General features: G+C 71.4%; 21 protein-coding genes and 1 tRNA gene. 9 read left to right on the top strand and 13 right to left on the bottom strand.

The annotated features are described in order from the left end of the window. Positions 1-26: 26 nt before the first annotated feature. From ACIOEW_RS34885 to ACIOEW_RS34875, 3 genes are all read right to left on the bottom strand, one after another. Positions 27-800 (bottom strand): chaplin, encoded by a 774-nt coding sequence (locus tag ACIOEW_RS34885; protein WP_401968947.1) that lies wholly within the window; start codon positions 798-800, stop codon positions 27-29. Between the two features lie 137 nt (positions 801-937). Next, the gene (gene chpH, locus ACIOEW_RS34880) at positions 938-1,171 is read right to left on the bottom strand and encodes a chaplin ChpH (RefSeq protein WP_362548501.1); all 234 of its coding nucleotides are present in this window, start codon (positions 1,169-1,171) and stop codon (positions 938-940) included. A 151-nt stretch (positions 1,172-1,322) separates the two neighbouring features. After that, positions 1,323-2,657 carry a M20/M25/M40 family metallo-hydrolase gene (locus ACIOEW_RS34875; RefSeq protein ID WP_362548504.1) on the bottom strand — a complete coding sequence of 445 codons (1,335 nt, stop codon included), beginning with the start codon at positions 2,655-2,657 and terminating at the stop codon, positions 1,323-1,325. A gap of 183 nt (positions 2,658-2,840) precedes the next feature. On the opposite strand from ACIOEW_RS34875, the gene ACIOEW_RS34870 reads away from it, so the two are divergent. Both ACIOEW_RS34870 and ACIOEW_RS34865 read left to right on the top strand, forming a co-directional pair. Continuing rightward, positions 2,841-2,925, top strand: a tRNA-Leu gene (locus tag ACIOEW_RS34870). Between the two features lie 499 nt (positions 2,926-3,424). Beyond that, positions 3,425-6,310: a glycoside hydrolase family 2 TIM barrel-domain containing protein gene (locus ACIOEW_RS34865; RefSeq protein WP_401968944.1), complete on the top strand. Its 2,886-nt coding sequence runs from the start codon at positions 3,425-3,427 to the stop codon at positions 6,308-6,310. Between the two features lie 51 nt (positions 6,311-6,361). Here ACIOEW_RS34865 and ACIOEW_RS34860 read toward each other — a convergent pair whose 3' ends face one another. Continuing rightward, positions 6,362-7,300, bottom strand: a complete 939-nt coding sequence (locus ACIOEW_RS34860; RefSeq protein WP_401968943.1) for a rhamnogalacturonan acetylesterase — start codon at positions 7,298-7,300, stop codon at positions 6,362-6,364. A gap of 416 nt (positions 7,301-7,716) precedes the next feature. Here ACIOEW_RS34860 and ACIOEW_RS34855 point away from each other — a divergent pair, with 416 nt between their 5' ends. From ACIOEW_RS34855 to ACIOEW_RS34845, 3 genes are all read left to right on the top strand, one after another. Next, complete coding sequence (locus tag ACIOEW_RS34855) at positions 7,717-8,787, top strand: hypothetical protein (RefSeq protein WP_401968941.1); 1,071 nt, start codon at positions 7,717-7,719, stop codon at positions 8,785-8,787. Next, positions 8,784-9,938: a hypothetical protein gene (locus ACIOEW_RS34850; RefSeq protein ID WP_362548516.1), complete on the top strand. Its 1,155-nt coding sequence runs from the start codon at positions 8,784-8,786 to the stop codon at positions 9,936-9,938. Before ACIOEW_RS34855 ends, ACIOEW_RS34850 begins: the two co-directional genes overlap by 4 nt. Positions 9,939-10,027: 89 nt before the next feature. Then, entirely contained in the window at positions 10,028-10,963 is a 936-nt protein-coding gene (locus ACIOEW_RS34845; RefSeq protein ID WP_401968940.1) for a pseudouridine synthase, read from the top strand. Positions 10,964-10,972: 9 nt separating this feature from the next. Here ACIOEW_RS34845 and ACIOEW_RS34840 read toward each other — a convergent pair whose 3' ends face one another. The 4 genes from ACIOEW_RS34840 to ACIOEW_RS34825 all read right to left on the bottom strand — a co-directional run bounded on the left by ACIOEW_RS34840 (position 10,973) and on the right by ACIOEW_RS34825 (position 16,142). Next, positions 10,973-11,602 (bottom strand): MBL fold metallo-hydrolase, encoded by a 630-nt coding sequence (locus ACIOEW_RS34840; protein WP_350992507.1) that lies wholly within the window; start codon positions 11,600-11,602, stop codon positions 10,973-10,975. Continuing rightward, positions 11,602-12,687, bottom strand: a complete 1,086-nt coding sequence (locus ACIOEW_RS34835; protein ID WP_362548524.1) for an S-(hydroxymethyl)mycothiol dehydrogenase — start codon at positions 12,685-12,687, stop codon at positions 11,602-11,604. The genes ACIOEW_RS34840 and ACIOEW_RS34835 overlap by 1 nt, the downstream gene beginning before the upstream one ends. 200 nt (positions 12,688-12,887) lie before the next feature. Next, positions 12,888-14,519, bottom strand: a complete 1,632-nt coding sequence (locus ACIOEW_RS34830) for an amidohydrolase (RefSeq protein WP_401968938.1) — start codon at positions 14,517-14,519, stop codon at positions 12,888-12,890. Between the two features lie 51 nt (positions 14,520-14,570). Continuing rightward, positions 14,571-16,142, bottom strand: a complete 1,572-nt coding sequence (locus tag ACIOEW_RS34825; protein ID WP_401968936.1) for an APC family permease — start codon at positions 16,140-16,142, stop codon at positions 14,571-14,573. Between the two features lie 51 nt (positions 16,143-16,193). Between ACIOEW_RS34825 and ACIOEW_RS34820 the strand changes: the two genes are divergently transcribed. Then, complete coding sequence (locus tag ACIOEW_RS34820; RefSeq protein WP_401968933.1) at positions 16,194-16,907, top strand: TetR/AcrR family transcriptional regulator; 714 nt, start codon at positions 16,194-16,196, stop codon at positions 16,905-16,907. Between the two features lie 9 nt (positions 16,908-16,916). On the opposite strand, the gene ACIOEW_RS34815 is transcribed toward ACIOEW_RS34820, so the two are convergent. Further along, positions 16,917-17,618, bottom strand: coding sequence for an FCD domain-containing protein (locus tag ACIOEW_RS34815; RefSeq protein ID WP_362548534.1), 702 nt, complete (start codon positions 17,616-17,618; stop codon positions 16,917-16,919). A 181-nt stretch (positions 17,619-17,799) separates the two neighbouring features. Here ACIOEW_RS34815 and ACIOEW_RS34810 point away from each other — a divergent pair, with 181 nt between their 5' ends. Together ACIOEW_RS34810 and ACIOEW_RS34805 are read left to right on the top strand one after the other, a co-directional pair. Beyond that, the gene (locus tag ACIOEW_RS34810; RefSeq protein WP_401968930.1) at positions 17,800-18,309 is read left to right on the top strand and encodes a gluconokinase; all 510 of its coding nucleotides are present in this window, start codon (positions 17,800-17,802) and stop codon (positions 18,307-18,309) included. A gap of 8 nt (positions 18,310-18,317) precedes the next feature. Beyond that, on the top strand, positions 18,318-19,715 hold the full coding sequence (locus ACIOEW_RS34805; protein WP_362548537.1) for a gluconate:H+ symporter: 1,398 nt from the start codon (positions 18,318-18,320) through the stop codon (positions 19,713-19,715). A gap of 13 nt (positions 19,716-19,728) precedes the next feature. On the opposite strand, the gene ACIOEW_RS34800 is transcribed toward ACIOEW_RS34805, so the two are convergent. Both ACIOEW_RS34800 and ACIOEW_RS34795 read right to left on the bottom strand, forming a co-directional pair. Then, on the bottom strand, positions 19,729-20,349 hold the full coding sequence (locus ACIOEW_RS34800) for a cytochrome b/b6 domain-containing protein (protein ID WP_401968928.1): 621 nt from the start codon (positions 20,347-20,349) through the stop codon (positions 19,729-19,731). Continuing rightward, positions 20,333-21,097 (bottom strand): molybdopterin-dependent oxidoreductase, encoded by a 765-nt coding sequence (locus ACIOEW_RS34795; RefSeq protein ID WP_401968926.1) that lies wholly within the window; start codon positions 21,095-21,097, stop codon positions 20,333-20,335. The genes ACIOEW_RS34800 and ACIOEW_RS34795 overlap by 17 nt, the downstream gene beginning before the upstream one ends. A gap of 110 nt (positions 21,098-21,207) precedes the next feature. Here ACIOEW_RS34795 and ACIOEW_RS34790 point away from each other — a divergent pair, with 110 nt between their 5' ends. Further along, on the top strand, positions 21,208-21,651 hold the full coding sequence (locus tag ACIOEW_RS34790) for an ASCH domain-containing protein (protein ID WP_362548543.1): 444 nt from the start codon (positions 21,208-21,210) through the stop codon (positions 21,649-21,651). Positions 21,652-21,672: 21 nt separating this feature from the next. Here the strand turns inward: ACIOEW_RS34790 and ACIOEW_RS34785 are convergent, their stop codons facing one another. Further along, positions 21,673-22,914, bottom strand: a complete 1,242-nt coding sequence (locus tag ACIOEW_RS34785; protein ID WP_401968924.1) for an aromatic acid exporter family protein — start codon at positions 22,912-22,914, stop codon at positions 21,673-21,675. 112 nt (positions 22,915-23,026) lie between these two features. Next, the gene (locus ACIOEW_RS34780; RefSeq protein WP_362548549.1) at positions 23,027-24,682 is read right to left on the bottom strand and encodes an FAD-binding dehydrogenase; all 1,656 of its coding nucleotides are present in this window, start codon (positions 24,680-24,682) and stop codon (positions 23,027-23,029) included. Positions 24,683-24,841 lie beyond the last annotated feature (159 nt).

Here is a 24,841-nt window from a genome sequence, read left to right as displayed (position 1 = left end):
CCCTTCGTCGTGCTGCCTGCTGCCTGTCAGGCAGCGGCCTTGGCACGTCGGTACAGCACCGTGCCCGCACCTGCGAGCAGCAGACCCGCGCTCGCCGGAATGAGCAGGTCGAGCCCGCCCGCTCCGGTGTGCGCGAGCTGCGGCGTGCTCGCCGGCAGGGTCTGCGGTTCGGGCGCGTTCGGGATGGTGCGCGGTCCGGGCGCCGGCGGTGCCTCGTGGGTGACCGGTGTGACCGGAACGACCGGCGGCGTGCTGTCGTTCTCGCACGTGTTGCCGGTTGCGGGGTTCAGCAGGCCACCGATGGTGACGCTGTTCCCGCAGGCGTTGACGGGGATGTCGATGGGCACCTGGATCTGGTTGCCCGAGAGCAGACCGGGTGAGCCCTTCGCGATCCCCTCCGCGGTGGCCCCGCCCCCGTTGCCGCTGCTGACGGCCCGGTGCTTCCCGGTACCCGCCCGCACCCCGTGGCCGCGGCTGTCCGACGCCCGGCTGTTGTCCGAGGCGTGGCTGCCCGAGGTTCCGGCGGCCGAACCGTGATGGCCGGCGGCCGCACCGTCCGAACCGTTTCCGCAGGCGTTGCCCGCCGTCGGGTTGAGCAGTCCCACGACGCTCACGGAGTTGCCGCAGACGTTGACCGGCACCTCGACCGGAATCTGTACCGAATTCCCTGAAAGCACCCCCGGGGAATTCGATGCGCCGCCGGCCGCTCCCGCGTCGGCGTGCGCGTAACCGCCACTGAGCGCGAGCACGCCGCCCGCAGCCGCCATGGTGATCAGGCCTTTACGCGTGACCTGTCGCATAGGTTGTTTCCTGCCTTCTACCTTCCGGAATACCCCCGGACTTGACCGTGCGGGGGCAAAGGACCCGACGACCCCGGAGCACATGGCGTGCGCTCCGGGGTCGAGCGGGTTCAAACCCTTACGGGTTGACGCACAACTCAGGCGTTGACGCAGGCGTTGCCGAAGGCCGGGTTCAGCAGCCCGATCACGGAGATCGTGTTGCCGCACACGTTCACGGGAACGTGGACGGGAACCTGGACGACGTTGCCCGAGAGCACGCCGGGGCTGCCGATGGCGGCACCCTGGGCGCCCGAGTCGGCGACGGCCATGCCGGCACCCGCGAGCACCAGACCACCGGTGACAGCCGCAGCGGCGACGATCTTCTTGATCATTATTCCTCCTAGTTGGCAAATGCGGTCCCAGCCGCGGACCGCATCACCTGTAACGAGGAAGAAGTAACCGGGCTACGAGCGATCCACTCCTTTCACTCGTTCCGGTTAGGTGCGTACACGCTGGCGATTACTGCGACGGGCTATCGACTTTTCAGCTGTGATCGATGAAACGGTCGAGCACCCGCGCTCCGAACTTCAGGCCCTCGACCGGTACGCGCTCGTCCACACCGTGGAACATGCCCGCGAAATCGAGCTCCGGCGGGAGCTTCAGCGGAGCGAATCCGAAGCAGCGGATGCCCAGGTCGTCGAAGGACTTGGCGTCCGTACCGCCGGAGAGCATGTACGGGACCGCGCGCGCGATGGGGTCCTCGGCCTTGAGCGCGATCTGCATCGCGTCCACGAGCGAGCCGTCGAAGTCGGTCTCCAGCGCCTTGTCGCCGTGCACGTCCTCGCGCTTGACGCGCGGGCCGAGGATCCGGTCGAGGTCGGCCAGGAACTCCTGCTCGTACCCCGGCAGGAAGCGGCCGTCGACGTGGGCGGTCGCCTGCCCAGGGATCACGTTCACCTTGTAGCCGGCGCCGAGCATGGTGGGGGCGGCGGAGTTGCGCAGGGTCGCGCCGACCATCTTGGCGATGCCGCCCAGCTTGGCCAGCGTGGCGTCCATGTTCTCGGGGTCGAGCGGGGTGCCGAGGGCGTCGGACAGCTCGTCCAGGAAGGAGCGCACGGTCTTGGTCACCCGGACCGGCCAGTTGTGCCGCCCCAGCCGCCCGACCGCCTCGCACAGCTCGGTGATCGCGTTGTCGTCATTGGTCATCGAACCGTGGCCGGCCGTGCCGTCCACGGTCAGCCGCATCCAGTGCATGCCCTTCTGCGCGGTTTCGACGAGATAGAGCCGCAGGTTCTCGTTGACCGTGAAGGAGAAGCCGCCGACCTCCCCGATGGCCTCGGTGACGCCCTCGAACAGGTCGGGGTGCTTGTCGACGAGATACCGGGCCCCGTACGTACCGCCCGCCTCCTCGTCCGCGAGGAAGGCGAGCACGATGTCGCGCGGGGGCTTGCGGCCGCTGCGCATCCGGTCGCGCACGACCGCCAGGGTCATCGCGTCCATGTCCTTCATGTCGACCGCGCCCCGGCCCCACACGCAGCCGTCCGCGATCTCCCCGGAGAAGGGGTGGTGCGTCCAGTCGTGGGCGTTGGCCGGGACGACGTCGGTGTGGCCGTGGATCAGCAGGGCCGGCTTGGACGGGTCCTCGCCCTCGATCCGCGCCACCGTGGAGGCGCGGCCCTTGTGGGACTCGAAGATCTGGGGCTCGAGCCCGACCTCCGCGAGCTTCTCCGCGACGTACTCGGCGGCCAGCCGCTCGCCCGGTCCCGAGTGATCCCCGTAGTTGCTGGTGTCGATCCGGATCAGGTCACGACAGAGGTCGACGACCTCGTTCTCGGCGCTCTCACCCGAGCCGGTCCTGGCCGCTTTGGTCTCACTCACGCTGGTTCCCTCCGCTGTCGCTGTGGTGCTCTCCCTCATCCTCCCGCGCCCGGCCCGCGTACCCAAGGCCGCCCACCCTCCGCCACACGCCTGTCACACCGACAGGGGCGTGATCGAGCACCCCCCAATGTTTGCTATGGTTTTCCACGTCGGAACGGGCCGGGCCCGCGAGACAAACACCTAGTCCGGGTGGCGGAATGGCAGACGCGCTAGCTTGAGGTGCTAGTGCCCTTTATCGGGCGTGGGGGTTCAAGTCCCCCCTCGGACACAGAGCACGTGCCGATCAGGAGAGATCCTGGTCGGCACTTTGCGTTGCCGGTGCGTTGCCGGGCCGCCGGGGCCTGGGAAGCGGTTCGACGAATCGTCCAGCACAGGACTCCCGCGGCCGCGTTCACAGCCGCTCTTCGCAAGCCGGTGCGGCCCCCCGGCGGCGCGGCGCTCCTGCCGCCGCGCGGCTCCGCGTACCACCACCTCCGGACCAGCGGATCGCGGCCCTGCCCGGTGATCCGCTGCCCCGGGGCGCCCCCGGTCACCCCGGGCGGGTGCCCGAGGGGTCGGCGGTACCGCTCGGGGGACAACCGGGAGGACGGGACGGCGAGGCGAAGCCCGCCGCGAGTGCATCGACTCACGCCGGACCGGGCCCGTGCCGCTGGACCGGATCAGAGGCGTCACGGAGCGCTCAATCAGCCGGGCCGCCACCCTTGTTGAAACGGTTCATTCCTGGTTACGGTCACTCCGGAGAAGGGCGATTCCGAACAAGGAGAACCATGAGCCGCACCGACACCGCCACGCTGCCCTGGTACGAGGATCCGAGCCCGGGTTCCGGTGGGCTCGCTCCGCGGTCCTGGTGCGCGGCGTCCGATGCCTGGCGGATGCCCCTGAACGGCGAGTGGGCCTTCCGGCTCTCGCCCGGAGCCGACACCGAGGACGAGTCGTTCGCCCGGCCGGGGTTCGACGCCTCGGCATGGGGCACGGTCGCGGTGCCCGGTCACTGGGTGCTCCAGGGAGCCGGGGGCGCTCCCGCGTACACGAACGTCGTCTACCCCTTCCCCGTCGATCCGCCACGCGTACCGTCCGAGAACCCGACGGGTGACCATCTGCGGACGTTCACACTGCCCGGGGACCGGCCGCAGGACGGCGAGTTCGTTCTCCGGTTCGAGGGTGTGGAGTCCTGTGCCAAGGTCTGGCTCAACGGGCGCGAGCTTGGCGACTTCAAGGGATCCCGGCTGCCGCACGAGTTCGCCGTGGGTGATCTGCTGGACTCCGGGGAGAACGTCCTTGCCGTACGGGTGCACGCGTGGTCGTCGGGGAGTTATCTGGAGGACCAGGACCAGTGGTGGCTGCCGGGCATCTTCCGTGAGGTCACCCTGCTGCACCGCCCGCGGGGCGCCGCCCGGGACTTCTTCGTGCACGCGGGCTACGACCACCGGGAGGGTTCCGGGACGCTGCGAGTGGAGTGCGAAGAGGCCGAGGGCCGGGTCCTGGTGCCCGAACTGGGAGTCGACGTCGCCGCGGGCGAGTCCGTGACCCTGCCGGTCGAGCCGTGGACCGCCGAGACACCCCGGCTGTACGACGCGGAGCTGGTGACCCCCGGCGAGCGGATCCCGCTGCGAATCGGTTTCCGTACGGTCCTAGTCGAGGACGGCGTCATCAAGGTCAACGGCCGGCGGCTGCTGTTCCGCGGGGTGAACCGGCACGAGTTCCACCCGGAGACGGGCCGGGCCGTCGACGCGCGGACCATGCGGCGGGATCTGGTGCTGATGAAGCAGCACAACATCAACGCGGTGCGGACCAGCCACTATCCGCCGCATCCCGCCTTCCTCGACCTGTGCGACGAGCTGGGTCTCTGGGTGATCGACGAGTGCGATCTGGAGACACATGGCTTTGTCGACCTGGAGTGGCGGGGCAACCCGGTCGACGACGACCGCTGGACGCCCGCGCTGCTCGACCGGGCGGCCCGCATGGTCGAGCGCGACAAGAACCACGCCTCGGTGATCATCTGGTCGCTGGGCAACGAGTGCGGTTCGGGCAGCGGCCTGACCGCGATGGCCGGCTGGATCCGGGGGCGGGACCCGGAGCGGCTGGTGCACTACGAGGGCGATCTGTCCTGCAAGGACGTCGACCTGTACTCGCGTATGTATCCGACGCACGCCGAGGTCGAACTCATCGGCAAGCGGGCGGAGGAGCCCTGGGGCGATGCCGGACTCGACGCCCGGCGGCGTGCGATGCCTTTCATCATGTGCGAGTACGGACACGCCATGGGCAACGGGCCGGGCGGCCTGAGTGAGTACCAGCGGCTCTTCGAGCGGTACGAGCGCTGCCAGGGCGGCTTCATCTGGGAGTGGATCGACCACGGCTTCGCCCACCCCGAGCACGGCTTCGCCTACGGCGGGGACTTCGGCGAGGAGCTGCACGACGGCAACTTCGTCTGCGACGGGCTGCTCTTCCCGGACCGTACGCCCTCCCCAGGGCTCGTCGAGTACAAGAAGGTCATCGAGCCGGTGCGGATCGGCCCGGGCTCCGCGGCAGGCTCGTTCACCGTCACCAACGGCCACGACTTCGCCGGTCTGGGGCACCTGGAGTTCGTCTGGAACCGCGAGGTGGACGGCACGGTCGTCGCCTCGGGCGTCCTGGCGGTCCCGGAGCTGGCGCCGGGCGCCTCGGCAGAGGTGACGCCCGACGCCGCGGGCGACGGCCTGTGGACGGTACGGGCGGTACTCTCCGAGGCCACCGCCTGGGCCGAGCGCGGCCACGTGGTGGCCTGGGGCCAGGCGGAGACAGGCTCACCGGCCACCCCGGCGCCGGCGGCCGGTGAGCAGCCGGTGCGGTCCGGTGGCGTGATCACGCTCGGACCGGGCGTCTTCGACGCGGCGACCGGGGCTCCGGTGCGCATCGGGGGCATTCCGGTGGAGGGGCTGCGACTGGATGTGTGGCGGGCGCCCACCGACAACGACAACGGTGCGCCCTGGCAGCCGGACGAGCGGTACGGGCTGCGCTGGCGGGAGCTGGGGCTGCACCGGATGCGGCACCGGATCGACGCGGTCGAGGCGGACGGGGACGTGCTGACCGTGCGGACCCGGGTGGCCCCGGCCGGCTGGGACCTGGGGCTGCGCACCACGTACCGGTGGACGGCCGCCGGGAACCGGCTCGGGCTGACGGTGTCCGTGGTGCCGGAGGGCGACTGGCGGGTGCCGCTGCCCCGGCTCGGCATCCGGTTCGCGCTGCCCGCCGCGTACGGCGGTGCGCGGTGGTTCGGCGGCGGGCCGGGTGAGGCGTACCCGGACACCCGGGCGGCCGCGATGCTCGGGACGTGGGCGAGGGAGGTCGACGCACTCCAGACCCCGTACGTCAGGCCTCAGGAGAACGGCGCCCGGGCGGATGTCCGGTGGGCCGAGCTGGCGGGCACGGACGGTGCGGGACTGCGGACCGAGGGCGGCGCACCGTTCTGGTTCACCGCGCGGCGCTGGACGAGCGAGCAGCTGGACGCGGCGGAGCACGGGCCGGATCTGGTGGCCGGGGACCGCGTCTGGGTCAACCTGGACCACGCGGTGCAGGGCATCGGCTCGCAGTCCTGCGGACCGGGCGTGCTGCCGGAGCACCGGCTCGACGCGGCGTCGGCGGAGTTCTCGTTCGTCTTCTCCGCGATGAGCTGATCCCGCACCCCCGCTCCGCCCCGGCTCCCGCCGGGACGGAGCGGGCTCCGGTCAGCGGAACAGGCGGCCCGGCAGCAGGTGCTGATCGCGCAGCGCGTCACGGACCATGGCCGCGTACTCCGTCGCTCCGCGCTCGGAGGTGTGCGTGTTGTCCCGCTTCTCGTCGGTGAGGTACAGCGCCTTGGAGGCGTCGGGGCCCAGCTCCTCGACGCGCTGCCGGGTGAGCGCGGTCAGGTCGACGAGCGGCACGTCGTGTGCGGCGGCCAGGAGGCGGATCTGTGCGGGCAGGTCGACCCCGAGGCCGTTGACCAGCAGGGCGGTGCCGTTGTCCAGCGTGCCGTCGGCGTTGAACCAGCGGCGGACGACCGGGGTGACCAGCACCGGCCGGCCGCCCTCGGCGCGGATCGCGTCGATCATGGTGGTGAGGTTGGCGCGGTAGTCCGCCTCGGTCGTCTGCTTGTCGTTGTGGGCGAGCTGGATGAGCACCGTGTCGCCGCGGCGGATCAGCGGGCGGACGGTGGGGAAGAGCTGAGGCTGGTCGAGGTAGGTCTGCGAACTCTCCCCGGAGTCGGCGTAGTTGGCTACGGATATGCCCGCCCGGAGGTACTGCGGAAGCTCCTGGCCCCACCCTGTGTAGGGGCTGCCGAGCTGGTCGCAGACGGTCGAGTCGCCGATGAGGAACAGCTGCGGGGTGCGCGAGGCCGGGGTCACGTGCAGGCCCGCGAGGAGCGGGGCCGGGCCGCCGAAGGTGAGGTCGAGACCGGGGCTGCCGCTCGCTCCGGTGGGTTCGCCCTCGGGCTCACGCACGTTGACCGTGAAGCTGCGGACCACCTGCCGTCCGGCGGCGGTCGGCGTCTCCCCCAGCACGGTGCGCCGCGTCTCGGCCGTGACCGTCGTACGGCCTTCGGTCGCGCCGCCGATGCGTGCGGTGACGCGGTAGGTGCCGGGGCCACGTCGAAGTGACAGACCACGGGGGCGGATCCCGTGCATCCCGCCGTCGCCTCATCGGGAACCGCGGACGCGGCAACCGCGGGAACGGCAGTGGCGGATGCGGCAACGGCGGGCGTGGCGGATGCGGATGCGGAGGCGGCAACGGCGGGCGTGGCGAGGGCGGTCATGGCCGCCAGGGCGGTCAGCAGGGCGGGGCCGGTTCTGCGTACAGCGGGCACGGCGGGGCTCCTTGAGAGATGCGAGTGCGGGTGCGTGCGCTGCGGCGCGGGGTCGACCCCACGCCTTCCGCGCAAGCGCTTTCTACCCCCGGGACGCAGGCGTTGAATCCTTTCAGAGAAGGGGAGTTGCGCACCTCGCCCCCCACCTCGGACCTCAACCCCCGTCCCGTGCAAGGCCGGTGACGACGTAGCATCGACGTTTTGCTGTGATCTTCGCGATTCACCAGGGGGAATGTGATGGGCAGCGGTGTCGGGCGGCGGGCCACGGTCCTCGCCGGGGCGGTCGCCGGAGCGGTGCTCATATCCGGCACCGTCCTGTGGTCGACGGACAGTTGGCCCTTTCGGGACAGCTACTGCTGGGGCGCCTGGGAGCAGAACAGCGGCGCGTCCTTCCTCGGCGACGAGGCACTCGGCAAGTCCGGATCGGAGCGGAGGGCCACCGAGTCCGCACCGCCCTCCGCCGGCCGCCCCCAGGCCTCCTGCACGCTGGCCGTGACCTCGGAGGTCGAGGACGACGACTCCGACGAGCCGCTCGTCTTCAAGGAGCAGATCACCCTGGAGTACGGCCCCGTCCCCGCCGGCGCCAAGGAGCGCCGGGCCTGGATAGCCCAGTACTTCCACGGTTCCGCCGCACCCCTCCCGGACGGGCTCGACGGGCTGGTGGCCGGTGACCGGGCCCTGCTGGTGCTGCCCGAGGCATGCGACGCCGAGGGCGGCAGGCCGTCCGTCGTGACGATCCGCAGCGAGAGCACGGGCGACGGTCATCTCGGCGAGGTGGCCATGCCCTTCACGATCGGCAACGTCGAGGATGTCGGCCGCATGCTGCTCGACGCCGCCGACACCGGGATGAGGAAGGCGGGCTGTGCGCCCGGCAGCCCCCTGCGCATGACGTCCCCGATGGTGACGGTGGCCGAGGACCACGAGTCGGCACGGTCACCGCTGTGCCGGATCCCCGGCATGACCTTCGACTTCGGGAAGGGCTCGCGCTACGAGCAGCAGGTGGGCACGGTCACCGACGGTCTCCAGACGTGTTCCGTGGTGTGGAAGACCCTGCGGATGCCCGACGAGCCGTCGGCGAACTACGTGATGGCGCGCCGGCCGCGCATGGTGGCCCTGTTCGACGGGCTTCCCGAGGGGTCCGCCCAGGGGTTGCTGCGTACCACCTGCGGCGGACGGCCGACGGTGTTCTACGGACACGTCGAGACCGGTCTCGAGGACCGGGGCCGTCCCGACGACCAGCGGGTGTTCGACCGGTTCGCCGAGTCCGTCGCCAAGCGCATCGGGTGCGGAAGCGGTGAGGGCGCATGAGCGAGGACACGTCCGTGGTTGACGCCGGACCCGAGGACGCGCCGGAGACCACCGCTCCGCCCGGCTTCGTACGCCGCCTGCTGCGCAGCCGTACGGCCCGCGCCGTCACCGCCGCCGCGCTGGCCGGGGCGCTCGTCGGCGCCGGGGCGGTGGCCTGGCGCACGGACACGCTTCCGCTGCTCGGGCCCGCGCCCTGCTGGGACTCGCTCGGCGACTCCACGCTCACGGAACTGTTCGGAGACCGCAGGACCGAGGTCGAGGAGCAGTCGCTGCGGAGCGATCCGCAGGGCGACGGGCTGGCGCTCGGCCAGTGCCGGATCACCAGCTACAAGGACGACCGGGCCCGCCGCCAGGTGACCGTGAAGGTGCACCGGCTGGACGGCCTTCGGGGCACCGACGCGCAGCAGTGGCCGCGGGAGTTCCTGGCCGCCGGCATGGTGGCGCTCGGCGACGGGCTGCCCGGCATGGCGTCCGGGTCGCGTGCCTGGATCGCGCTGCCGCAGAGCTGCACGGGACGCAGCGAGTTCACCGGACCCACCGTGGTGGACATCGGCATGGGCCGGGCGGGTCTGGACATCTCGTCGGAGTACGAACGGGAGGACCGGGCCGCGCTGACCGGTGCCCTCGTCGAGGCGGCCAACGGTGTCATGCGGTCCTTCGACTGCTCGGGGGTCTACCGGGCCCCGCGCACCCTGCCGTCCACCGTGACCTGGCAGGACGCCGACGCGAAAGCCTTCTGCGGCATCAAGGGCTTCGCCCTCCCGCCCGCGTACCGCAAGGAGCTGTTCCGCGTCCGCGTCGGCGGCGACGGCGGGCCGGCGCGGGTCTGCGAGGCGTCCGGGGAGTACCGGGAGGCGATCGTGCGGATGACGACGGTGGCGGACCCGGCGCTGACCGAGATCTACTCCTGGGACGTGCTCCGCTCCGGTGCCCCCGTCAAGGGCACCCGGGGGTACGGGAAGGCCGGCGGGAACCGGGCTGTGTTCCGGGCGGTCTGCCAGACCGGCCCGGTGGTCTTCGTGGTGGAACAGCTGCGGCAGACGGGCGACGGAAAGTTCACGCTCGCCCACGACCTGCTGCCGGGCTACGCCGCGGCGGAGGCCGAACGCATCGGCTGCGGGCCGCTGAAGCTGACGTTCCCCGAGGCCTGACACTCCCCCGGGCCGCCCGTGGGGCTCCGTCCCTGTGGAAGGATGCCCGGCACCATGAGAACCAGCACCGAGGCGTCCGGCGGGTCCCGATGAGAGGCCGCGCGAAGCCTCCGCCGTCGCCGCTGCCCCAGCGCGACGGGGTCGACCCGGTGCGGGTGCGGCTTCCGGAGGATCCGGACGGGCAGTGGCCGACGGTCCGCGATCACCTGCTGGCGCGGTTCGCCGACGCGATCGGCGCGGAGCGGGTCGACGCCATGCTGGCCGGGGGCCGGTTCGTCTCCGTCCAGGGCCCGGTGGCGGGCGCCGAGCCGTACGCGGTGGGCCGGTACCTCTGGTTCCACCGGGACTTCGCACCGGAGGAGCCGGTGCCCTTCCCGGTCGGCGTGGTGTACCGGGACGCGCATCTGGTCATCGCGGACAAGCCGCACTTCCTGGCGACGACCCCGCGGGGCCGGCACATCACCGAGACCGCGGTGGCCAGGCTCCGCCGCGAACTGCGACTGCCGCTCCTTCAGCCCGCACACCGGCTGGACCGGCTGACCGCGGGCCTCGTCCTCTTCGTCGTACGCCCGGAGGAACGGGGCGCGTACCAGACGCTGTTCCGGGACCGTCTCGTGCGCAAGGAGTACGAGGCGGTGGCGCCGTACGATCCCTCGCTGGCGCTCCCCCGCACCGTGCGCAGCCGCATCGTGAAGGAGCGCGGGGTGATCGCCGCCCGCGAGGAGGCAGGCGAGCCGAACAGCGAGAGCCGGATCGAGATGCTGGAGCACCGGGAAGGGCTCGGCCGCTACCGGCTGCGGCCCGCCACGGGGCGCACGCATCAGCTCCGGGTCCATATGAACAGCCTCGGGCTGCCGCTCGTCCACGACCCCGTCTACCCCGTGGTCGAGGCGGAGGGCGCACCCGACGACTTCGTGCACCCTCTGCAACTCCTGGCCAAGGCACTGGAGTTCACCGACCCGGTCACGGGAGAGCCGCACCGCTTCGAGAGCGGGCTGCGGCTCTCCGCGTGGCCGGAGGGATAGCCCGGGCCGTCAGTGGCCGCGGGCGATCCACTCCTCCAGGTGCGGGGCCTCCGCGCCGATGGTCGTGGAGTCGCCGTGTCCGGTGCGGACGGTCGTCGCCGGGTCCAGGGCGAGCAGCCGGTCCCGGATCGAGTCGACGATCGTCGGGAAGTGGGAGAAGGACCGGCCGGTGGCGCCGGGCCCGCCCTGGAAGAGCGTGTCACCGGTGAAGACCGTCGACAGCTCGGGGGCGTACAGGCAGACCGCGCCCGGGGCGTGGCCAGGGGTGTGCAGGACCGTGAGGGTCGTACCCGCGATCCGGATCTCCTGGCCGTCGGTCAGTTCGCCGTCCGGGGCCCGGTCCGGGTGGGTCTGCTTCCACAGCGGCAGGTCGTCGGGGTGGAGCAGGACCGGTGCGCCGGTGGCCTCGGCGAGCGCCGGGGCCGCGTCGATGTGGTCGTTGTGCGCGTGGGTGCAGATGATGGCGCGCAGCGTACGTCCGCCGAGTGCGGCCTCGATGGCGGCGGCGTCGTGGGCGGCGTCGATGACGACCGCCTCGGTGTCGTCGCCGACGATCCAGACGTTGTTGTCGACGTCCCACTCGCCGCCGTCGAGGGCGAAGGTGCCGGAGGTGACGAGGTGGTCGATGCGGGCGGTCATCAGAAGACCACCACCGAGCGCAGGACGTCGCCGTCGTGCATCCGGGCGAAGGCCTGCTCGATGTCGCCGAGGCCGATGGTCTCGGTGACGAACGCGCCGAGGTCGATCCGGCCCTGCTGGTGCAGGTCGATGAGCATCGGGAAGTCGCGCGAGGGCAGGCAGTCGCCGTACCAGGAGGACTTGAGGGAGCCGCCGCGGCCGAAGACGTCGAGGAGCGGGAGTTCGAGCTGCATCTCCGGGGTGGGGACGCCGACCAGGACGACGGTGCCCGCGAGGTCCCGGGCGTAGAAGGCCTGCTTGTACGTCTCCGGGCGGCCGACCGCCTCGATGACGACGTCGGCGCCGTTGCCGCCGGTGAGCGCCCGGATGGCCTCGACCGGGTCGCTGGAGCGGGAGTTGACGGTGTGCGTGGCACCCATCTTCTTCGCCGTCTCCAGCTTGCGGTCGTCGATGTCCACGGCGATGATCTTCGCCGCTCCGGCCAGCCGGGCGCCCGCGATCGCCGCGTCACCGACACCGCCGCAGCCGATGACGGCGACCGAGTCGCCGCGGCCGACCTGGCCGGTGTTGATGGCGGCGCCGATGCCCGCCATCACGCCGCAGCCGAGGAGTCCGGCGACGGCCGGGGAGACCTCGGGGTCGACCTTGGTGCACTGGCCGGAGGCCACCAGGGTCTTCTCGGCGAAGGCGCCGATGCCGAGCGCCGGGGACAGCTCGGTGCCGTCCAGCAGAGTCATCTTCTGCTTGGCGTTGTGTGTGTCGAAGCAGTACCAGGGACGGCCGCGCAGACAGGCGCGGCACTGGCCGCACACGGCACGCCAGTTGAGGACGACGAAGTCGCCCGGCTCGACGTCGGTGACGCCGTCGCCCACGGACTCCACGATGCCCGCGGCCTCGTGGCCGAGGAGGAAGGGGAAGTCGTCGTTGATGCCGCCCTGCTTGTAGTGCAGGTCGGTGTGGCAGACGCCGCACGCCTGGATCTTCACCACGGCCTCACCGGGGCCGGGGTCCGGAATCACGATCGTCTCGACCCGTACCGGCTCGTTCTTTCCCGGTGCGATGACCCCTTGTACGTGCTGCGCCATTCCCGTGGTCTCCCTTTCCCGACTCTTCCTGAGATCGATTCAGGACTTTTCCCGAGATCGATCACGAGCAACCGTACGCGGTGGGGGGCCTGTGTCGAGTTGCCCGGGGCGTCGCGGCGCCGGGCGGCTCCGCACAGGCCCCGCATCGCGGGAGCGCACCGCGTGGGCGCACACCGTACAGCCGGGCCGGACCCCGCGCGTCAGTCCCCGTACACCCGTCGGCCGCCCACGTACGTCGCCAGGACCCGGGCGTCCGCGATCTCCTCGGGCGGCGCGGCGTGGACGTCGCGGTCCAGGACCACCAGGTCGGCGAGGGCTCCGGCCCGGATGCTGCCCGTGTCGTCCAGGTGGTTCACGTACGCGGAGCCGGCCGTGTACGCGGTCAGCGCCTCGGCCAGGGAGAGGCGCTGCTCCGGGAGGAAGACCGGGCCGGCGCCGCCGGGTGCGACGCGGTTGACCGCGGTGTGGATGCCGTGCAGCGGATCGGCGCTGCTGACGGGCCAGTCGGAGCCCGCTGCCAGGGTGGCGCCGGAGCGCAGCAGGGCTGCGAAGGGGTATTGGAGTGCGGCCCGTTCGCCGCCGAGGAAGGGGATGGTCAGCTCGTCCATCTGGGGTTCGTGGGCGGCCCAGAGCGGCTGGATGTTGGCGGTGGCGCCCAGCGCGCGGAAGCGGGGGATGTCGTCGGGGTGGACGATCTGGAGGTGCGCGAGGTGGGGTCGGGTGTCGGTGAACCCGTTGGCGGTGCGGGCGGCCTCGACCGCGTCCAGGGCCTCGCGCACGGCCCGGTCGCCCAGCGCGTGGAAGTGGGTCTGGAAGCCGAGGGCGTCCAGCTCGGTGACGTACCGGCGCAGTTCGACGGGGTCGACGAAACTGGTGCCGCTGTTGGCGGTGGCGCAGCCGCAGGCGTCGAGGTACGGGGCGAGGAGGGCGGCGGTGCCGGTCTCGGCGACCCCGTCCTGCATGATCTTCACGGAGCCGGCGCGGAAGTTCCGGCCGGTCAGCGCCTCGCGCCGGGCGACGAGTCCCGGGATCTGCTCGGTGCCGTGTTCGCGGTCCCACCACAGGGCTCCGGTGACGCGGGCGGTGAGCGTGCCGTCGCGGTCCGCCGCGACGTAGGCGTCGGCCACGTCGTCCATCGAGCCGTATGTGCCGACGATGGCGTCCTGCCAGGCGGTGATGCCGTACGCGTGGAGCAGGCGCTGGGCGCGGAGCAGGCCGGCGAGGCGGTCGGCTGCGGTGGAGCGCGGGGCGTGGCGGGCGACCAGGTCCATGGCGCCCTCCTGGAGGAGTCCGGTGGGCTCGCCCCGGTCGTCGCGTTCGATGCGGCCGTCGGCCGGGTCGGGGGTGTGGCGGTCGATCCCGGCGAGGGCGAGGGCCCGGCTGTTGGCCCAGGCGCCGTGGTGGTCGCGGTTGACCAGGCAGGCGGGACGGTCGGGTACGGCGGTGTCGAGCTGCTGCCGGGTGGGGGCGCCGCCGTCGAAGGCGTCCATGGACCAGCCGCCGCCGGTGATCCACTCCTGCTGCGGGTTGGCGTCGGCGTAGGCGCGGACGGCGGCGATGGTGGCGGTGGCGTCACCGGCGTCCGTGAGGTTGCACTGCGCGAGTTCCTGCCCGGCGGTGACGGGGTGGATGTGGGCGTCCTGGAAGCCGGGGAGCAGGAGGCGTCCGGCGAGATCGACCACCTCGGTGCGCGGGCCGATGAGTGCGCGTACCTCGTCGTGGCCTACCGCGGTGATCCGGTCGCCGGTGACGGCGACCGTGGTCGCGCGGCCGGCGACCGTGGTGTGGACGGGGCCGCCGGTGAAGACGAGATCGGCGGGGGTGCGGGGCATGGTGGTTCCGTTTCGTCGGGTGGTGGGGGGCTGATGGGCAAGGAGCGGGGATCAGGCCGGGCCGGGGGCGGGTTCCGCGAGAACGTCCGGGGCCACGGAGCGACCGGTGTCGAAGTAGGGCGATTTTCTTGCCCACTTGGCCCAGGCGGCTGCGACGACGCCGGTCAGCAGGATGGCGGCCGGGCACAGAAGCATGAACCAGCCGTTGTCCGGGCTGACCTCGAAGTGATCCACCGAGGTGGCGAAGGTCCAGCAGAGGTATCCGCCGAGCGCGAGCAGGACGAGAGCGCTCGTCACGGGAAGCACCACGGCCCGCACAGCCAGGGACCAGCTCTCCCTGAACGAGCCGCGGAAGCGGGACGCGGCGGCCAGCGCGGTGAGGGCGTAGTAGATCGAGACGACGACCCCGATCGCGTTCACGGACGCCAGGATCAGGTCCCCGACCTTCGGGATGACGAGCGAGAGCACGGCAATGGCGGCGGCGACGCAGCCGACCGCGACGGTACCGGCGGCGGGTGTTCCGTACCGCGGGCTGACCTTGGTCCACAGGGGTCCGAGCGTCCGGTCGCGGCCCATGGCGAACATGCCGCGCACCGTCGGGATCACTCCGGACTGCAGGGACGCGACGGCGGACACGGTGAGGGCGATCAACGGGAGTGCGGCGAGCGGCTGGTCGGCCAGCTGGTTGCCGAAGTAGGTGAGCCCTTGGGCGCCGTGGGCGGTCAGCTCGTCGAGCGACAGGACGCGCTGGAAGGCGAAGGAGCCGATCAGGAACAGGCCCAGCATCGTGAAGAGCGTGATGAGCCCGGCCTTGGAAGCGTCCTGCGGGTCCCGGATCTCCTCGGTGACGCTGAAGGTGGACTCGAATCCCCAGAAGCAGAAGACGGAGAGCAGGAGTCCTTGGGCGAGCTGCTCGAAGGAGGGGATGGAGAACGGGTTGAGCCAGTCGAGGCTGAAGGGCTGTGAGCCGGCGAACAGACCGTATCCGCAGAAGCCGAGCAGGACGGCGTACTCGAAGACCAGGAGGTACTTCTGGAAGGTGGCGGCCGACCGCAGGCCGGTGACCGCGGTGAAGGTGACGGCGACCAGTACGACGATGCCGAGCGCGGTCGACTGCGCGGTGGAGTCCGGGTCGAGCCGGAGCCCGGACACCTCGTGGAGCCCTGCCTCACCCGCGAGCTGGAGCAGGGCGGAACCGGTGACCGTCGTGGTGTAGGCGAGGAACACGATCGTGGAGACGATGCCGATCCAGCCGACGAGAAAGCCGAGCCAGGGGCTGAGTGAGCGGCCGACCCAGACGTAGCCGCTGCCCATGTTCGGCTCGACCCTGTTGAGCCGGGAGTAGGCGCTCGCGATGCCCAGGATCGGCAGGAAGGCGAGCAGCATGATGATCGGCAGGTGCAGTCCGACGGCACTGGCGGTGACGCCGAGTCCGATGCCGATGCTGGTGGTGGCCGCGGTCGACGAGGCCGCGATGGCGAAGCCGTCGACCACACCGAGGCTCTTGCGCAGAGCCGCGGGTGCCAGGTCCGCTCCGGGTGGTTCATCGCGGTAGGGCGTACGAGAGGACGTCACGGTCGCTCCTTCACCGAGGGGCGCTTTTCGGCCCCGATGGCGGCACATCGAACTCCTCGGGGGTTCCACACGTCAACGCTGTTGTCATAAGGTGCGCCCATGAACGCGAGCGAGCGGGTGGTGCCGGAGGGGGCGCGGCGGCGCAGGCGTCCCACCAAGCAGGGCACCGTGCTGTCCGAGCAGCTGATCGTGGAGACGGCGCTGCGGCTGATCGGCGAGCACGGGGCGGCGGCGCTCACCGTGCGCCGGCTCGGCGCGGCCGTGGGATGCGATCCGAGCGCGCTCTACCGGTACTTCCGGGACACGGACGAGCTGTTGCTCGCGGTGGCCGACGAGTTGATCGGCCGGACGCTGCGCACCTGGCGGCCCACGGGTGAATGGCGCGCCGACCTGCGGTCGTTGGGGCTGCGGATGCACGCGGACTACCTGGCCCATCCGCAGGCGGCGATGCTGACCTGCTCGCGGGTGACCGGGCGGACGAACGAGATCCGGTCGGTGGAGACGATTCTCGGGGTGCTGCGGGGCGCGGGATTCCCGGACGCCGAGGCGGTACGGATCTACCACGTCTTCGTCGACCAGACGCTGTCGTTCGCGGCGCTGGACGCATCGACGCTGGTGCTCTCGGAGCAGGCCAGGACTCTGGAGGTCCGGGCCTGGCCGGAGATCTACGCCCGCCAGCCGGCGGACACGCACCCCCACATCGCGGCGACCGCGCCCGTGCTGGTCGCGGAGATGAGCCGCAGCGGCTATCCGGCGGCGCTGGAGATGATGCTCGCCGCGGCTGCCGCACGGCTGCAGCACGTCAAGCCGTAGGCGGGCGGATCAGGGCGCGAGCACGTCCAGTTCGTGCAGGGCGCCCACCGCGATCCCCTTCGTCAGCCGCTCCGCTTCCGCCGAGTCGCCCTCGCGGACCGCCTCGGCGAGCCGGACGTGCAGGGTGACGGCCGCCGGGTCGGGGTCCTCGAACATGACCTGGTGGTGGGTGCGCCCCGCGAGGACCTCGGCCACCACGTCCCCGAGGCGGGCGAACATCTCGTTGCCGGAGGCGTTGAGAACGATCCGGTGGAACGCGATGTCGTGTTCCAGGTACCCCTCCAGCTGCTGGCCGCGCGAGGTGGCGACCATGCCGAGGGCCCGTTCGGTGAGCTCGGCGCACTGCTCAGGGGTGGCGTTGCGAGCGGCGAGTGAGGCGGCGACGGGTTCGATCGCCGAGCGCAGGACCGTCAGCGAGCGGAGCTGTCGTGGGCGGTCGGCGCCGGCCAGCCGCCACCGGATGACCTGCGGATCGTAGACGTTCCACGCCTCGGTCGGCCGTACGGTCACGCCGACCCGGCGCCGTGACTCCACCAGGTGCATGGACTCCAGAACCCGGATCACCTCCCGCACGACCGTGCGGGAGACGTCGAAGCGCTGGGCCAGCTCGTCCGTACGCAGGACCTGGCCTGGCAGGTGCTCACCCGCGGCGATCTCCAGACCCAGGGTGTCCAGCACATGTGTATGCAGCCCCTGGCCCTGTGTGGTCATGGGCCAAGAGTACGGGGGCACCTTCGGGAGGTGGCCTCGGGCGGCCTGTCCGGAAATCCCCACCCGGCCAAAAAGTACGACGTTTATGTCACACCATCTTGAATAAGTCGTACGTATAGGTTTCAGTAGCGCGACGGACCGATGTCGAGGACGACATCGAGGAAGACAGCGAGGCACCGTAATGAGCACCCCCCACGTCGTTGTGGTGATGGGCGTCGCAGGGACCGGCAAGACCACGATCGGTCCCCTGCTCGCCGCCGAACTGGGCGTTCCGTACGCCGAGGGCGACGACTTCCATCCCGCGGCGAACATCGCCAAGATGTCGGCCGGCACCCCGCTGGACGACGCGGACCGTTGGCCCTGGCTCGACGCGATCGGGCAGTGGGCGCACGGCCGGGCGGGGCTCGGCGGCGTGGTCAGCAGTTCGGCGCTGAAGCGCGCCTACCGCGACCGGCTGCGCAGCGAGGCCCCCGGTGCCGTCTTCCTTCATCTGAGCGGCGACCGGTCGCTCATCGAGGACCGGATGGCGGGCCGCAAGGGCCACTTCATGCCGACCGCGCTCCTCGACTCGCAGTTCGCCACCCTCCAGCCCCTTGAGGACGACGAGGCCGGCGTCGCCGTGGATGTGTCCGGCACCCCCCAGGAAATCACCCAGCGAGCCGTCGCCGCGTTGCGCCGGCTCGACACCTAAGGATCACCGTGACCAGTCTCAGCGTCGAGATGTTGGCAGCGGACGCCGTCGAACCGATCACTTCGGCCGGCAACGCGCAGTTGGGCATCGCCGTCCTGGCGGGCATCGCCGTCATCGTTCTGCTCATCACCAAATTCAAGATGCACGCGTTCCTCGCGCTGACCATCGGCTCCCTGGCCCTCGGTTCGTTCGCCGGCGCGGCGCCGGCGAAGACGATAGCCAGCTTCACCGCGGGTCTCGGCTCGACCGTCGCGGGTGTCGGCGTCCTCATCGCGCTCGGCGCGATCCTGGGCAAGCTGCTCGCGGACTCCGGCGGCGCGGACCAGATCGTCGACACGATCCTCGCGAAGGCGAGCAAGCGGGCCATGCCGTGGGCGATGGTCCTGATCGCCTCGATCATCGGCCTGCCGCTGTTCTTCGAGGTCGGGATCGTGCTGATGATCCCGGTGGTGCTGCTCGTCGCCAAGCGCGGCAACTACTCCCTGATGCGGATCGGCATCCCGGCCCTGGCCGGCCTGTCCGTGATGCACGGGCTCATTCCCCCGCACCCCGGCCCGCTGGTGGCGATCGACGCCCTCGGTGCCAACCTCGGCGTCACGCTGGCCCTCGGTGTCCTGGTCGCCATCCCGACGGTGATCATCGCGGGTCCGGTCTTCTCCCGCTACGCCGCCCGCTGGGTGGACATCAAGGCGCCGGAGACGATGATCCCGCAGCGCCCGTCCGAGGACCTGGACCGCCGCCCGAGCTTCGGCGCCACCCTCGCGACGATTCTGCTGCCCGTCGTCCTGATGCTGGTCAAGGCCCTCGTCGACATCGTCGTGGACGACCCGGAGCAGGGTCTCCAGCAGGTCACCGATGTCATCGGCTCGCCGCTGATCGCACTGCTCGCCGCCGTCATCGTGGGCATGTTCACGCTGGGCCGGGCGGCCGGATTCACCAAGGGCCGTCTCTCCTCCACCGTGGAGAAGTCCCTCGCCCCGATCGCCGGGGTGCTGCTCATCGTGGGCGCGGGCGGCGGCTTCAAGCAGACGCTGATCGACGCCGGTGTGGGTCAGATGATCCTGGAGTTCTCCGAGAACTGGTCGATCCCGGCGCTGCTGCTCGGGTGGCTGATCGCCGTGGGCATCAGGCTCGCGACCGGTTCGGCGACCGTGGCCACCATCTCGGCGGCCGGCCTGGTGGCCCCGCTGGCGGCCGACATGTCGACCTCGCACGCCGCTCTGCTGGTCCTCGCCGTCGGCGCGGGCTCGCTCTTCTTCAGCCATGTCAACGACGCGGGGTTCTGGCTGGTGAAGGAGTACTTCGGAATGGACGTCGGCCAGACGGTGAAGACCTGGTCGGTGATGGAGACCATCATCTCCGTGGTCTCGCTGGCCTTCATCATGCTGCTGTCACTGGTCCTCTAGGGACTTTCGGCCGCTACCCCGGCTCCCGCCACAGCGGGTGCTCGCGACGGGCCCATCGGCGCTCGACCGACCCGGTGCGCATGCCACGGCGTGCCTCCGGGTCGGCGAGCGCCATCGCGATGTGCCCGCCCAGCACGACGCCGATCGCGAGCGCCAGCCAGTCGTGGACGAACGTCGCGCCGGTGCGCCACATCAGCGGGGCGAGGCCGGTGAACCACATCAGCAGCCCGGTGCCCGCCATGACGAGCACCGCTCCCGCGATCCACGCCGCGTACAGCTTCTGTCCGGCGTTGAACTTCCCGGCCGGACGAGATGCGGGCCGGTGGTCCCGGCGGCGTACCGCCCGCAGCCACTGCCGGTCGTGCGGCCCGAAGCGGTTGAGCCGCCCCAGATCGGCCCGAAGCGACCGTGCGGAGAGTCCCGCCAGCAGCGGTACGGGGATCAGCAGCCCGGACCACTCGTGCACGGTGACCACGAGATGGCGGCGCCCGACGAGTTCGGCGAGCTGCGGCACGTACAGACAGGCCGCCGTGGCCACGCAGGTGAGCATCAGCGCCGCCGTGGCGCGGTGCACCCACCGCACCGGCCGGCTGAACCGGCGGACCCGGCCGGCCGCCTCAGGTGGTGGGGGCATCGTCGCGGCCGTTGGACCGGCCGACCCAGGCGTCGACGTCATATCCGAGCTTCTCCCAGTAACCGGGGCGTACGGAGTCCGTGACGGTGATCCCGGAGAGCCATTTCGCCGACTTGTAGAAGTACATCGGGGCCACGTAGAGCCGGACCGGGCCGCCGTGCGAGTGGGACACCGGCCGGTCCTGCATCCGCAGCGCGACCAGCACATCGGCCCGGCGGGCCTGGTCGAGGGTGAGGCTCTCGCTGTAGGTGCCGTCGAAGCAGGTGAAGCGGACCGCCTTCGCCCCGGGCCTCACCCCCGCCGCGTCCAGCAGGGCGGAGAGCCGTACGCCCTCGAAGGGCGTCTCGGGCACCCGCCAGCCCGTGACGCACTGGACGTCCCGCACCATCCGCGTCTGCTCCATCCGTTTCAGGGAGTCCAGGGTGTACGTGGCCGGGCGGTCGACCAGGCCGTCGACGGTCAGCCGGTAGTCGTCGGCGCTCTTCTTCGGCACGGACGTGGCGACGGAGTAGTAGCGGAAGCCGCCGCCGTTGGGCAGCAGGCCGGTCAGTCCGGTGGGGTCCTTGTCGGAGAGCGCCCCCAGGCCGGATTCCAGGGTCCGTTGCAGTACGGGCGCGGCGACGAGCCCGGCCGCGCCGAGACCCAGCATCGTCAGGACCAGGCGGCGGCCCACGGGGGTGCCGGAGCCGTCCGGGTCGGGGACCGGTCCGGCCGCGTCCGGGCCGTCGTCGGAGGGGGAACTGTTCACCCCCTGATTCGAGCACCCCGGGCTCCCGGACGCCAGGGGCTGCGCCCGGACGTCACCGACCCGTCAGAATCTCCGCGCGGCGGGCGCGGGACGGATGCCAGACTGGCGCCATGCCGAACCGCGAAGCGCTCAAGCCCTTCCTGCTCGCCTTCCCCGGCCCGCTGCGCGACCAGTTGGTCGCCGCGGTCCTGGACGGGCGCAAGGTGTCGACCTCCGGCCTGCTCCTGGAGTACGAGATCGAGAAGGAGGAGCTGCCTCCGGTCGGTGAGCGGTCCGCCCTCATCGACTCGGACGGACGGGAGATCGCGGTGCTCGAAGTGAGCGAGGTGCGTGTGCTGCGACTCGCCGACGTCGACCTCCAGCATGCACTGGACGAGGGCGAGGGCTACGCGTCGGTCGCCGAGTGGCGGGCGGGCCACGAACGGTTCTGGCACAGCGAGGAGATGCGGGACGCGCTCGGCGACCCGGAGTTCACCGTGGACGACGACACGATGATCGTCGCCGAGCGCTTCCGGGTCGTCGAGCGCATCGGCTCCGACGCGGCACAGGGCTGAGCCGGCGCGGCCGGCCGACGCTCACCGCACCTCGACCTCGGCCCTCTTCTCCCGGCCCGCGGCCTTCACGAGGCCCAGCCGGCGCCGAAACGCGAGCAGCCGGGGGTGGCGCTCGTGCAGGTCGGCCGCCCGGCGGTCGAGTTCCTGGCCCAGGCGCTCGGCGCGCTTCTCGATGTCCAGCTCGTCCAGGATGCGGTCCACCTCAGCGAGCAGGGCCCCGTGAAGCTGCCACTTCCTGGGGTGTTCCTGGACGGCGGCCAGCAGCATGTCCGCCACCCGGTCGCGGGTCGTCCGGCTGGCGATGAGCGCGTCGGCGAGCCGTTCCTCGGCCTCCTCCGCGCTGGCGGCCACCGGGGTGGTGATGAGCACCGAGAAACTTTCGATGGCCCCCGCCATCTGCTCGAACAGTTCCGTGATGTGGGCGGCGACCTCGGCGGGGAACAGGGGTTCGTCGACCCGGTCCTTGGCGAGGTCGGTCAGCGTCCTGGACAGCACCCGCACGACGACCGCGCAGATCTCCAGCGTGTCCAGACCGGTGCGCAGCACCACGCGGTGGAGCAGCCCCTGCCGCACCCTCGGGTTGTACATGAGGCTTTCCTCAGCCTGCTGCAGGGAGGCGTCCACCTCGACGATGTCGTGGTCGAGACGCCGGGCCCGGTGCAGCCGCTCGGCAGCGTCCTCGACGGTGACCCGGCCGCCGAGGTCGCCGCCCAGGTCACGGAAGAGGTCCCCCATCTCACGGGCCAGGCCGTCGATCGACGCCCCCGCCGACTGGACCCACACGGGCGGGGCGAACAGCAGGTTGAACAGCAGCCCCACGCCCGCACCGATCAGCGTCTCGAAGATGCGCTCCCATGCGGTGTCGGCGACCTGGGCGACGCCGAGCACCAGCATGGCGCTGATCGCCACCTCGGGGACGAACTCGTTCACCCGGACCAGCCGGCCGATGATCAGCGAGGTGAAGATCGTCAGCCCGAGGCTCCACCAGGACAGCCCCACCAGCGAGCTGAACCCGCTCGCGATGAGCACCCCGACGATCACGGAGTTCACGCGCCGGATCCCCGTGGTGAGGGTGGCGTAGAGGGTGACCTGGACGACGAGCAGCGCAGTGAGCGGAGCGGTCAGGGGTGCGGGCTGGGACAGCGTCGCCGTCGCCACGGCGTAGGCGATCACCGCCGCTCCCGTGGAGCGCAGGGTCTGTGCCCCCACGGGTTCGGTGGTGCGCTGGACGAGTTTGATCACGGGCTCGGCTACTCCTGGCATCTCATTCCCATGCCCGGATCCGGCGCCCCCGCCCGGTTTCCCGCCCGAACACCACCGGACGGACGCGCGGAGGCGCCGAACGACTGCCGGAGCGCCGGCCTGACCGACCGCCTTAGCCGACCGCCTCCGCGGCCGCGCGGCCCGCCGCCCGGCCGGAGAAGATGCAGCCGCCGAGGAAGGTGCCCTCCAGGGAGCGGTAGCCGTGCACCCCGCCGCCGCCGAACCCGGCCGCCTCACCGGCCGCGTACACCCCGGCCAGCGGGGTGCCGTCCGCGGTGAGGACCCGGGAGGACAGGTCCGTCTCCAGTCCGCCGAGCGACTTGCGGGTCAGGATGTTGAGCCGTACGGCGATCAGCGGCCCGGCCTTGGGGTCGAGGATGCGGTGCGGCGCGGCCGTACGGATGAGCTTGTCGCCGAGGTAGGTGCGGGCACCCCTGATCGCGGTGATCTGGAGGTCCTTGGTGAACGGGTTGGCGATCTCCCGGTCGCGGGCGGTGATCTCGCGGCGCAGTTCGTCCTCGTCGATGAGCGATTCGCCCGTGAGGGCGTTCATTCCGCGGACCAGGGCGCCGAGGTCCTTCTCGACGACGAAGTCCACGCCGTTGTCCATGAAGGCCTTCACCGGTCCCGGCACGTCCGCGCGCGCCCGGCCGATCACGTCACGGATGGACTTGCCGGTCAGGTCGGGGTTCTGCTCGGAGCCGGAGAGCGCGAACTCCTTGCCGATGATCTTCTGGTCCAGGACGAACCAGGTGTAGTCGTGGCCGCTGCGCATGATGTGTTCGAGGGTGCCGAGCGTGTCGAAGCCCGGGAAGAGCGGGACGGGCAGCCGCTTGCCGCGGGCGTCCAGCCAGAGCGAGGACGGGCCGGGCAGGATCCGGATGCCGTGCTTGGCCCAGATCGGGTTCCAGTTCTCGATGCCCTCGGTGTAGTGCCACATCCGGTCGCGGTTGATGTGGTGGGCGCCCGCCTCCTCGGTGATGCCGAGCATCAGCCCGTCGACATGGGCGGGCACCCCGGAGAGCATCTTCTCCGGCGGGGTGCCGAGCCGCTCGGGCCACTGCTTGCGGACGAGGTCGTGGTTGCCGCCGATGCCGCCGGAGGTGACGATCACCGCCTGGGCCCTGAGCTCGAAGGTGCCGGCCGCCTCCCGGCTGCTCGCCGTGCCGCGGGCCGCGTCGCTGGGCGCAAGGATCTCGCCGCTCACGGTGTCGACGGTTCCCCCGGTGCGGCCGAGGCCGGTGACGCGGTGGCGGAAGCGGAAGGTGACGAGCCCCTTGGCGACGCCCTCGCGCACCCGCCGCTCGAAGGGGGCGACGACGCCGGGGCCGGTGCCCCAGGTGATGTGGAAGCGGGGGACGGAGTTGCCGTGGCCGTTGGCGTCGTAGCCGCCGCGCTCGGCCCAGCCGACGACGGGGAAGAACCGCATGCCCTGCTGGTGCAGCCAGGAGCGCTTCTCGCCGGCGGCGAAGTCGACGTACGCCTCGGCCCACTTCCGCGGCCAGTGGTCCTCCTTGCGGTCGAAACCGGCCGTGCCGTACCAGTCCTGGAGGGCCAGCTCGTGGCTGTCCTTGATCCGCATCCGGCGCTGTTCGGGCGAGTCGACGAGGAAGAGTCCGCCGAAGGACCAGTGCGCCTGGCCGCCGAGCGACTGCTCGGGTTCCTGGTCGAGCAGAATGACCGAACGGCCCGCGTCGACGAGTTCCGCGGTGGCGACCAGCCCCGCGAGTCCCGCCCCGATCACGATCACATCAGCGTCGTACGCCATGGGTTCCATCCTTGTCGGGGCGACCGGGCCGTCGGCCGCGGAGCGACCGCAGGTCACCCGTGCGGACGCTGGCGAAGTTACTCGTGCGTCAGATCTTCGGCACCTGCCGCCCCGGCGTCAACCGCCCGGTCGGCCGCACTCCGGCCGCACCGGCGGCCC

This window comes from Streptomyces sp. NPDC087901 (assembly GCF_044742205.1).
GTDB lineage: Bacteria > Actinomycetota > Actinomycetes > Streptomycetales > Streptomycetaceae > Streptomyces.
This window is presented reverse-complemented; position numbering and strand designations above follow the sequence as displayed.